Raw genomic sequence first — 9,925 nt, forward strand, 5'->3', positions numbered from 1 at the left:
GCCGACCTGGTGGACATCACCCGCCTGCACACCGCCGACCCGCAGAACCGCGTGCCGCACCTGGCCTTCCAGCCGGGCGCCCTGAGCGACCTGCCGGTGCTGCCCATGAGCGAGGTGGTGACCAGCTACTACCTGCGCCTGCGCGTGGCCGACCAGGCCGGCGTGCTGGCGACCGTGACCGGCATCCTGGCCGGTGCTGGCATCAGCATCGACGCGGTGCTGCAGCGCGAAGCCGAAGCCGGCGTGAACCAGACCGATGTGATCATCCTGACCCACGACACCCGCGAAGGCACGATGAACGACGCGCTGGCCCAGATGCAGGCGCTGCCCACGGTGCTGGCGCCCATCACCCGCATCCGCAAGGAGGAGCTGGCCTGATGCTGTACCTGTCCACCCGCGGCCACCCGGACCGCAAGCGTTTCTGTGAAATCCTGCTCGAAGGCCTGGCGCCCGACGGGGGCTTGTACTTGCCTGAGCGTTATCCGCAGGTGGACGACGCCACCCTGACCCGCTGGCGCACGGTCTACCACCAGCAAGGCTACGCCGAGCTCGCGTTCGAGATTTTGTCGCTCTATATCGACGACATTCCCGCTGCCGATCTGCGCGCCCTGTGCGCCAAGACCTACACGGCCGAGGTGTTTGGCACCGGTGAGATCGTGCCGCTGCGCCACCTGGAAAACGGCTTGTGGATCGAGGCCTTGTCCAACGGCCCCACGCTGGCCTTCAAGGACATGGCGATGCAGCTGCTGGGCCACCTGTTCGAGTACGAACTGGCGCGCCGTGGCGAAGAGCTGAACATCCTGGGCGCCACCAGCGGTGACACCGGCAGCGCGGCCGAGCACGCCATGCGCGGCAAGCAGGGTGTGCGAGTGTTCATGACCAGCCCGCACGGCCGCATGAGCCCCTTCCAGCAGGCGCAGATGTTCAGCCTGCAGGACGCGAACATCCACAACATCGCCATTGAAGGCGTGTTCGACGACTGCCAGGACATCGTCAAGGCGGTGAGCAACGATTTGGCGTTCAAGCGCCAGTACAAGATCGGCACGGTCAATTCCATCAACTGGGCGCGGCTGCTGGCCCAGGTGGTGTATTACTTTGCCGGTTACATCCAGGCCACCACGTCGAACGACCAGAAGGTGAGCTTCGCCGTCCCATCGGGCAACTTTGGCAACGTGTGTGCCGGTCACGTGGCCCGCATGATGGGCCTGCCCATCCACCAACTGGTGGTGGCCACCAACGAGAACGACGTGCTCGACGAGTTCTTCCGCACCGGCGTGTACCGCGTGCGCGGCAGCGCCGACACGTTCGAGACATCCAGCCCGTCGATGGACATCTCCAAGGCCAGCAATTTCGAGCGCTTCGTGTTCGACCTGCTGGGCCGCGATGCCGCCCAGACCCAGGCGCTGTTCGGCGAGGCTTTGAACCGCGCCGGCCGTTTCGACCTGAGCGCCAACCCGCACTTTGCCCAGGCGGCCAGCCGCTACGGTTTTGTCAGCGGCAGGAGCACCCACGCCGACCGCCTGGCCACCATCCAGGACACCTGGCAACGCTTCGGCCAGATGATCGACACCCACACCGCCGACGGCGTGAAGGTGGCGCGCGAGCACCTGACCCCAGGCGTGCCCATGGTGGTGCTGGAAACCGCGTTGCCGATCAAGTTTGCCGAAACCATCGTCGAGGCGCTGGGCCGCGAACCCGAGCGGCCGGCCAAGTTCGAGGGCATCGAAGCCCTGCCCAAGCGGGTACAGGTGATGCCGTCCGACGTGGCGCAGGTCAAGGCTTACATCGCCGCGCATTGCCACGGCTGAGTTGGGCCACCGTTCACCCATGACCGCTCCCCACGCCGCCCCGCGCCCGGGCCTGATGTTGCTGGAAGACGCGCTGGCCCAGTTGCTGACCGCGGCCGCCCCCGTGGCCGACACCGAAGCCGTGCCCACCTTCGACGCCGACGGCCGGGTGCTGGCGCAGGACGTGGTCTCGGCGCTGGACGTGCCGGGCCACGACAACACCTCGATGGACGGCTACGCAGTGCGGGCGGCCGACCTGCAGGCCGCGGCCGGTGGGGGGGTGCCGGTGTCGCAACGCATTCCCGCTGGGCATTGGGGTGCGGCGTTGCAGCCGGGCACCGTGGCCCGCATCTTCACCGGCGCGCCGGTGCCGGCCGGTGCCGATGCGGTGGTGATGCAGGAAGAGGCCGAGCCCGCGGGCGAGGCCGACGGTTGGCCCCTGGTGCGCTTCAAAACGGTGCCCACGCCGGGTCAGTGGATACGCCGCCAGGGCGAAGACGTGCGCCGGGGCGCCGTGGTGTTGCCCCAAGGCACGCGCCTGGGCCCGGCCGAACTGGGGCTGGCGGCCAGCATTGGGTTTGCGCACCTGACCGTGACCCGCCGTGTGCGGGTGGCGCTGTTCTCCTCGGGCGATGAACTGGTCATGCCCGGCGACGTGCCGCCGGAGCACATGAAACCCGGCGCCATCTACAACTCCAACCGCTTCTTCCTGCGGGCGCTGCTGCAGCGTCTGGGCTGCGAGGTGAGCGACCTGGGCATCGTGCCCGACCAGCGCGAGGCCACGGTGGCGGCGCTGCGCTCGGCGGCCGAGGCGCACGACCTGATCCTGACCAGCGGCGGCGTGTCGGTGGGCGAGGAAGACCACATCAAGCCGGCCGTGCAGCAGCTGGGCGGGCTGGACCTGTGGCAGATCGGCATGAAGCCGGGCAAACCCTTTGCCCACGGCTGGGTGCAGCGCGCGGGTGCCGGGGAACGCTGCCATTTCGTGGGATTGCCGGGCAACCCGGTGTCCAGCTTTGTGACCTTTTTGCTGCTGGTGCGGCCGTTTGTGCGGCGCCTGCAGGGTGTGCATGCGCCATCGGCGGGTTTGCCGCTGCCCCAGCGCCTGGTGGCCCACTTCGACCTGCCCAAGGGCGACAAACGCCGCGAATTCCTGCGCGTGCGCCGCAACGCCGACGGCGGGCTCTCGTTGTTTCCCAACCAAAGTTCGGGCGTATTGACCTCGGTCGCGTGGGGCGATGGGCTGGTGGACAACCCGCCCGGTCGCGCCATCGCGTATGGTGACCCGGTCGATTACCTGTCGTTCGATTCGCTGCTGTCCTGATCCCCATGAGCATCCACGTCCGTTTTTTTGCCGCCCTCCGCGAAGCCGTGGGCACCGCGTCGCTGACGCTGGACACCCAGGCCGCCACGGTGGGCGCCTTGCGTGACGAGTTGATCGCCCGCGGGGGCGTGTGGGCGGAGGCACTGGCCCGTGGCAAATCGGTGCGGGCCTCGGTCAACCAGACCATGACCGACGATACGGCCCCCCTGCCGCCGGGCGCCGAGGTGGCGTTTTTCCCGCCGGTCACCGGTGGCTGAGTGGAGGTGGCGATGAACCCGCCCCGCGTCCGCATCCAGACCGAGGACTTTGACCTGAGCGCCGAGGTGGACGCCTTGCGCCGCCAGGACCCGCATGTGGGGGCCGTATGCACCTTTGTGGGCACGGTACGCGACCGCAACGACGGTCAGAGCGTGTCCACGATGGAGCTGGAACACTACCCCGGCATGACCGAAAAAGCCATCGAAGCGATGATCGACGAGGCTGCGCGCCGCTTCGACATTTTTGGCGCCCGGGTGATCCACCGCGTGGGCCTGCTGCAGCCGCTGGACCAGATCGTGCTGGTGGCGGTGACTTCGGCGCATCGGGGCGAGAGCTTCCAGGCCTGCGAGTTCCTGATGGACTACCTGAAAACCCAGGCGCCATTCTGGAAAAAAGAGCAGACGCCCGAGGGCGCCCGCTGGGTCGATGCCCGCGCGAGCGACGACGCTGCGCTGGCCAAGTGGGGCATCCAGGCCGTCAACGCCTGAGTTTGGGGGGCTGGCCTCGGTCCGTCTTCGGTTGCACTGCCCTCAACCCAGGTCCGCGCGCGACACCCAACCGGGCACCGCATCGGCCGGCATAGGTCGGGCGAAGTGGTAGCCCTGGTGGCAGTGGCAACCCAGGGCCTGCAGCTGCTCCAGCTGTGACCGGGTCTCCACCCCTTCGGCCACCACGCGCAGCCGCAGCGTGGCGGCCAGGCTCAGGATGGTCTGCACAATCGAGGCAGCCTGTTCATCTTCCCCCAGCCGCTGTACAAAAGAGCGGTCGATCTTCAATTCGTCCACCGGCAGGCGGTGCAAGCTCCAGAGGGACGAATAACCGGTGCCAAAGTCGTCCAGCGACAGCTGTACCCCCAGCGCCTTCAGCGCCTGGGCCTTGGCGACGACCGCGTCGATGTCTTGGATCAGCAGGCTCTCGGTCAGCTCGAGCTGCAGGTGCTGTGGGTTGGCGCCGGTGCGCGCCAGGGTGTCGGCCACCTGCGCCACCAGATCGCCTTGGCTCCACTGCGGTGCGCTGACGTTGACCGACACCGTCAGCCGTGACAGGGCCGGGTGCCGTGACCAGCGGACCAGTTGTTGGCAGGCCTGTTCCAGTACCCAGCGGCCGATGTCCCGGATCAGGCCGGTTTCTTCGGCCAGGGCGATGAAGGCGCCGGGCAGCAGCAGCCCCTGGGTCGGGTGTCGCCAGCGCAGCAGCGCTTCCAGTCCCACCGGACGGCCGTCGTCGTTCACCTGGGGCTGGTAATGCAGTTCGAAGTGCGACTGGGCCAGGGCCTGCTGCAAGCCGTCGATCAGCTGGGTGCGCTGGTTGAGCCGGGCCTGCATCGCGTCGTCGTAAAAACGCAGGGTGTGGCGGCCGGCCGATTTGGACTCAAACATGGCCAGATCGGCCTGCTTCAGCAGTTCGTCCGGGCCGGCCGTGCCCCCCGGGAACACGGTGACGCCGATGCTGGCCGTGCCCTGGTAGCGCGGGGTGCCCAGGTCCACGGGCTGCGACAGCAGGCCCAGCAGCTGCTCACCCAGGTTTTGGGCGTGCTGGGCGGCCGATTGCGGGTCGGGGTCCAGGCCCTCGATCAGCACCACGAATTCGTCACCGCCGAAACGCGCCAGGGTGTCCGACTCGCGCAGTTGCCGCGCCATGCGTTCGGCCAACACCTGCAGCAGTTGGTCGCCCACGGCGTGGCCGTGGGTGTCGTTGAAGGTCTGGAAATGGTCGAGGTCGATGAACAGCAGCGCCGCTTTGCGCTGGTAACGCCGCGCGGTGGCCAGGGCGTGCACCAATCGGTCGTGCAGCAGGCGCCGGTTGGGCAGGTGGGTCAGGGGGTCGTAGTAGGCCAGGTCGGTGATGCGGGCCTGGGCTTCGCGGCGTTGTGTCAGGTCGGTCAGGGTGCAGACATGGTGGGTGATCCGACCGTCGGGCGCCCGCACCGCGTGGGCCCGCACCCAGGCGGAGAACGGCTCGCCCTCGCGGCGGCGGTGCCAGATTTCGCCCTCCCAGCTGCCTTGGCGGGCCAGGGCCTGCTGCAGCTCGCGGCAATGGCTGCTTGTGTGGCGGTCCATGTGCAGGTCGCCCATGGGGTGGTCCACGGCGTCGTCGGCCCCGAAACCCGTGACACGGGTGAAGGCGGGGTTGATGCGCAGCACCCGCCCTTGCGGGTCGGTGATCAACATGGCCTGCTGGGTTTCAAAGGCCGTGGCCGCGATGCGCAGTTCGTTTTCGGCATCGGCCAGCGCCGACATGTCGGCATCGAGGCAGAACAGCACCGGGCTGTGCCCTGGGACCTGGATGAGGGCGTGGCTGGAGTGCACGTGCACGGGCCGGCCGTCCTTGTGTTGCAGCACCAGGCGACCGGCGGGAATGCCGGTGCCGGTGTCGAACATCCAGCGCACGGCCCGCTGCACTTCCTCGCGCATGGCCGGGGGGATGATGAGGTCCAGCAGGTTACGGCCCAGGGCCTCGTCGGCCTTGTAGCCGTAAATGTTTTCCGAGGCCCGGTTCCAGTACACCACCGTGCCATCGGGCAGGTAGCCCTGGATCGACACCGCCTCCACCTCGTCAAACAGGTGGCGAAAGCGCGCCTCGTCTACCCAAGCGGTGGCGGTGGGGTCTGGCGCGGTGTGCATGGTCTGACGACACGAATGGCCACCATGGTAGTGCAATCTGAGCCGTGACCCAAGACCTGCCGGCGCGCTGCGGCACCCAGCCAGCGGTGCGGGGGGTGACTGGCGTGGATGACGCTCCGATAACGGCCTGTGGTGCGGTAATGGCGTACCGTCTCGCCCACCGGCCGGTGGGAATCACTGGCAGTGGTTGTGCAACTTCCACATGTCTTCATGGCCGATGGCCTTGGCGAACTCGGGCACCTGGCAGCGCTCGGCTTCGGCGGGGTCCACCGGTGCCGGTGTGGCCTGCGCCGGCGCGGTTGGGGCCGCTGGGGTATGGCCCTCGCGCTGAACCGCCTGCCAGACAACGCCGACCGCCACCAGGTACACCGCCGCGACCAGGCCTTGCGACAGCCGGGGCTGCACCCTGGGGTCGGGCGCCACCGCGCACACGTCGCCAGGGCAGAGTTCGGGGCGCTGGCGCACCACCCAGGCATACACCTTGCAGCCCAGGCAAATGCCAAAGGCGGTCTCGAAAAACAGCAGGGTCAGGCACAGGCCACAGACCAAGAGGTTGACCGGGCCCACCAGCTGTTGCACACCCTCCAGCCAGAACATCACGCTGGCCAGCACCAACCCGATGGCCCAGGCAAAGCGTTTTTGGGGTGCGCCGGTCCATTCGGGTTGCTGTTTGCGCACCAGCCATTGCCCCAGGATCAGGCTGGGGGCGTAGCGCGGGTTGAGGAACAGGCGCAGCGCGAAGTCGATGAGGAACGCCACCACAAACACCCGGGTCGGCTGGAAGTTGCCCAGCAGCCAGGCGTTCATGAACGCCACCATGGCGCCCAGGAACAGGAGACCCGCGCCGGCGCGCACGGCCCGTTCGTTCAACACCGGCACGGGGTAGCCGTCCAGCCGCTCACCAAAACCCCACATCGTTGTCATTGCTGCATCGCTCCTTGTATGGGGCAATTGTGCGCCCTGCGGTCGCCCAGCCGTATGATCGGGATCACACCTCCCCACAGGCCGATGCCCTTGACCCACGCCTTACCGGACGAATTGCGCGCGCTGCTGCCCGATGCATTGCAGGCCCTGGCCGAGCCGGTGGCCCTGGGCAAAGGCCAGGTCTTGTTTGCCCAAGGGGCCCCACCCTTGGCACTCTTCTATGTGGTCCACGGCGAGGTGGTGCTGGAACGCGCGGGCCTGCAGGGCCAGACCGTGGTGCTGCAACGGGTGCGCCACGGCCTGATCGCCGAGGCCAGCATGCAGTCGCGGCGGTACCACTGCGCGGGGCGCGTCACGCTCGCGGGCCTGGCGGTTCGGCTGCCGATGCCGGCGTTGACGCTGGCGCTGCAAGGCGATGTCGCCTTCGCCCTCCGCTGGATCGGCATGCTCAACCAGGAGGTCCGGCGCTTGCGGGCGCAGACCGAGCGGCTGGCACTCAAAGGGGTGGAGTCCCGGTTACTGCACCTCATCGAGACCGAGGGGGACGCGGGCGCGCTGGACATCGGTTCCGGCTTGAAAGTGCTGGCGGCGCAGCTCTGCGTAACGCACGAGGCCTTGTACCGCACCGTGGCCCGGCTGGAAGCCGCGGGTCTGGTGGCGAGAGGGGGTGGCTGGTTGCGCCTGGTACGGCGGTGAGTCTGGTGGGCTGGGCGGTGTGGTGTGGGCAGAACAATGCAGCGAAAGCCTGCAGAATCTGCGGTCGGTCCTGCGCACCTGGCCATGAGTGAAGAGCGGCACGGTGCCCAGCCGGTGGGCTCATGGTCTGCAGTTTCCCCGGAAACCGTCACTTTGTATGATGCCTGCATGCCCAAGTTCATCGACCCGTCGCCGCCCGGCGTCTGCATTTTCTGCAAACTCGTGGCCGGCGACATTCCCAGCGCCCGCGTCTACGAAGACGCGCAGACCCTGGCCTTCATGGACCTCGGCCAGGTCAACCCCGGACACCTGCTGGTGGCCTTGAAACGCCACGCCGCCACCTTGCTCGACTGCACCCCCGACGAGGCGGCCGCCTTGATGCGAACGGCGCACCGCATGGCGCATGCGGTCCAGCAGACCTTCGACCCGCCCGGCATCACCCTTTTGCAGGCCAACGGCAAGGAGGGCGACCAGACGGTGTTCCACGTGCACCTGCACGTCGTGCCGCGCCACGCGAACGATGGCATCGCCTTGACCTGGCCCAGGAAAGAACCGGGGTGGCCAACCCTGGAAGCCTACGCCGCCCGGCTTCGGCAACACTTGGGTCCCCTTTGACGGCAATGCATGGCAAGCGACCGGCCCCTGCTTTACACCTACCGACGCTGTCCGTACGCCATGCGGGCCAGGATGGCGCTGCTCATCGCCGGCATCCCGTTTGATGCCCACGAGATTGCGCTGCGCCACAAACCGCCCGCCCTGCTGGCCGCCTCCCCCAAGGGCACGGTGCCCGTTCTGGTGCTGCCGGGCGGCCGGGTGTTGGAGCAGAGCTGGGACATCGTCGGGTGGGCACTGAACCATCCGGATGCCATGGGCGACGCGCAGTTCTGGTGGCACCAAGCCAGCACCCCAGAGCACCAGGCGCTCTTGCAACGCAACGATCGCGACTTCAAGCACCACCTCGACCGTTACAAGTACCCTGAGCGCTATGGGCAGGTCGGCCCCGAAGACAAGCCCGCGCTGCAGCAGTTCCACCGCCAGCAGGCATTGGACGTGTTCCTGTGGCCGCTGGAAGTCCGGCTCAGGGACCACCCGTTCATCGGTGGCCCAACGCCCTGCGCGACCGACATTGGCATCTTCCCGTTCGTGCGGCAGTTCGCGGCGGTGGACCCCGGGTGGTTCGAGGGTTTGCCGCTGCCCAGGGTCAGGGCATGGCTACAGGGGTGGACGGGGAGTGCGCTGTTCGCGGCTTGCATGCAGAAGCGGCCGGCCTTGGCAGCGGTGGTGGCCGCCGCCGATGGCCCATTCCCGCGCTTTACCCCGGCCGCATGAGCGTGGAGGTGTTTTTCTCGTCGCCGGAGTCCTGTCAGGGCTGGCGACCGATCGGTGGCCGCATCATGGGCGGCGCCTCCCGCAGCCGGCTGCGCCACTGGCCCCGGAGCGGGTGAGCCAGGTGGGGTGGATGGTGGCCGACAGGCAGTTCGCCCCGTTCTTGCTGTGCATTCGGGGCATCGCTTGTGTCGAGTCCGGTGCTTGAGGCGCATGGGCCGTCCCGTAGGGCTTCGGTTGCGTGTGCACCTCACACGCGTGTGACTGGTGCGATCAGTGAGGCCGCGCAATGAGCTTCAGCCGGTGCCAACCGCACCGGCGGCAGCCCCGTGCCAGGGGCGGTCTGCGAGGCTGTCGGTGATGTCGACACAACGCCGAACCGCTCGGCTTACCATTGGCACCATGAGTTCCCAATACGAATGCCTGTGTCCCGACCACCTGTACCGGGACATTTTTGAAGTTGACGCGCCCAGCGACGCCACAGTGGGTCTCAAGGTTTGGCCTCGCCGCCCAGGCGTTTTCATCCGCAATCCACCGGTACCGCCTTCGGTCGAAGGTGTTGAGCACGCGTCTCCAGGCGCGAACGGACGCGAACTCGTCGTGGGGCAGTTCGGCTTGGTCCCGCCCTGGGTGAAGTCCGCTTCGGATGCCAAACTGCGTTCGACCAAGCTGGTCAACGCGCGCGCGGAGACCGTGAGCACGTCCAACAACTTTCGCGGTACCTGGCTGGGTGCGCAGCGTTGCATCGTGCCCATGATGGCCTTTCACCAGGACGACTGGCGCAGCGGCAAAGCCGTGCCCACGCGGATCGCTCGGGTCGACGGCAAACCCATGGGCGCCGCCGGCCTGTGGGAGACCTGGACCGGTGCGGCGGGCGAGGTGATCGTCAGTTTTTGCCTGCTCACGGTGAACGCCAACAGCCACGCGTTGATGCGCCGTTACGGGCATGCCGGCAGCGAAAAACGCATGCTGGCGATCTTGAACGA

General features: G+C 67.7%; 11 protein-coding genes. 9 read left to right on the forward strand and 2 right to left on the reverse strand.

Annotated features, from left to right (window positions below):
* The 5 genes from HA630_RS16865 to moaE all read left to right on the forward strand — a co-directional run.
* The coding region (locus HA630_RS16865; protein WP_166836158.1) for an ACT domain-containing protein at positions 1 to 378 on the forward strand (378 nt) is incomplete at its 5' end.
* Positions 378 to 1,808 carry a threonine synthase gene (thrC, locus tag HA630_RS16870; protein WP_166836160.1) on the forward strand — a complete coding sequence of 477 codons (1,431 nt, stop codon included), beginning with the start codon at positions 378 to 380 and terminating at the stop codon, positions 1,806 to 1,808. The genes HA630_RS16865 and thrC, both read left to right, overlap by 1 nt.
* A 19-nt stretch (positions 1,809 to 1,827) precedes the next feature.
* The gene (glp, locus tag HA630_RS16875) at positions 1,828 to 3,111 is read left to right on the forward strand and encodes a gephyrin-like molybdotransferase Glp (protein ID WP_166836162.1); all 1,284 of its coding nucleotides are present in this window, start codon (positions 1,828 to 1,830) and stop codon (positions 3,109 to 3,111) included.
* A gap of 5 nt (positions 3,112 to 3,116) precedes the next feature.
* Positions 3,117 to 3,368, forward strand: a complete 252-nt coding sequence (moaD, locus tag HA630_RS16880; protein WP_166836164.1) for a molybdopterin converting factor subunit 1 — start codon at positions 3,117 to 3,119, stop codon at positions 3,366 to 3,368.
* A gap of 12 nt (positions 3,369 to 3,380) precedes the next feature.
* Entirely contained in the window at positions 3,381 to 3,857 is a 477-nt protein-coding gene (gene moaE, locus HA630_RS16885; RefSeq protein ID WP_166836166.1) for a molybdopterin synthase catalytic subunit MoaE, read from the forward strand.
* Between the two features lie 42 nt (positions 3,858 to 3,899).
* Here moaE and HA630_RS16890 read toward each other — a convergent pair whose 3' ends face one another.
* Positions 3,900 to 5,993 (reverse strand): bifunctional diguanylate cyclase/phosphodiesterase, encoded by a 2,094-nt coding sequence (locus tag HA630_RS16890; protein ID WP_166836168.1) that lies wholly within the window; start codon positions 5,991 to 5,993, stop codon positions 3,900 to 3,902.
* A gap of 174 nt (positions 5,994 to 6,167) precedes the next feature.
* A complete protein-coding gene (locus HA630_RS16895; RefSeq protein ID WP_208300132.1) occupies positions 6,168 to 6,917 on the reverse strand; it encodes a DUF4395 domain-containing protein in 750 nt (249 codons plus the stop codon).
* Positions 6,918 to 7,001: 84 nt separating this feature from the next.
* Here HA630_RS16895 and HA630_RS16900 point away from each other — a divergent pair, with 84 nt between their 5' ends.
* The 4 genes from HA630_RS16900 to HA630_RS16915 all read left to right on the forward strand — a co-directional run.
* Positions 7,002 to 7,613 (forward strand): Crp/Fnr family transcriptional regulator, encoded by a 612-nt coding sequence (locus tag HA630_RS16900; RefSeq protein WP_208300133.1) that lies wholly within the window; start codon positions 7,002 to 7,004, stop codon positions 7,611 to 7,613.
* Between the two features lie 168 nt (positions 7,614 to 7,781).
* Positions 7,782 to 8,228 carry an HIT family protein gene (locus tag HA630_RS16905; RefSeq protein WP_166836037.1) on the forward strand — a complete coding sequence of 149 codons (447 nt, stop codon included), beginning with the start codon at positions 7,782 to 7,784 and terminating at the stop codon, positions 8,226 to 8,228.
* A gap of 9 nt (positions 8,229 to 8,237) precedes the next feature.
* Positions 8,238 to 8,942, forward strand: a complete 705-nt coding sequence (locus HA630_RS16910) for a glutathione S-transferase (RefSeq protein ID WP_166836039.1) — start codon at positions 8,238 to 8,240, stop codon at positions 8,940 to 8,942.
* A 399-nt stretch (positions 8,943 to 9,341) separates the two neighbouring features.
* A partial coding sequence (locus HA630_RS16915; RefSeq protein ID WP_166836174.1) for an SOS response-associated peptidase occupies positions 9,342 to 9,925 on the forward strand: 584 nt, incomplete at its 3' end.

This window comes from Aquabacterium sp. A08 (genome assembly GCF_011742065.1).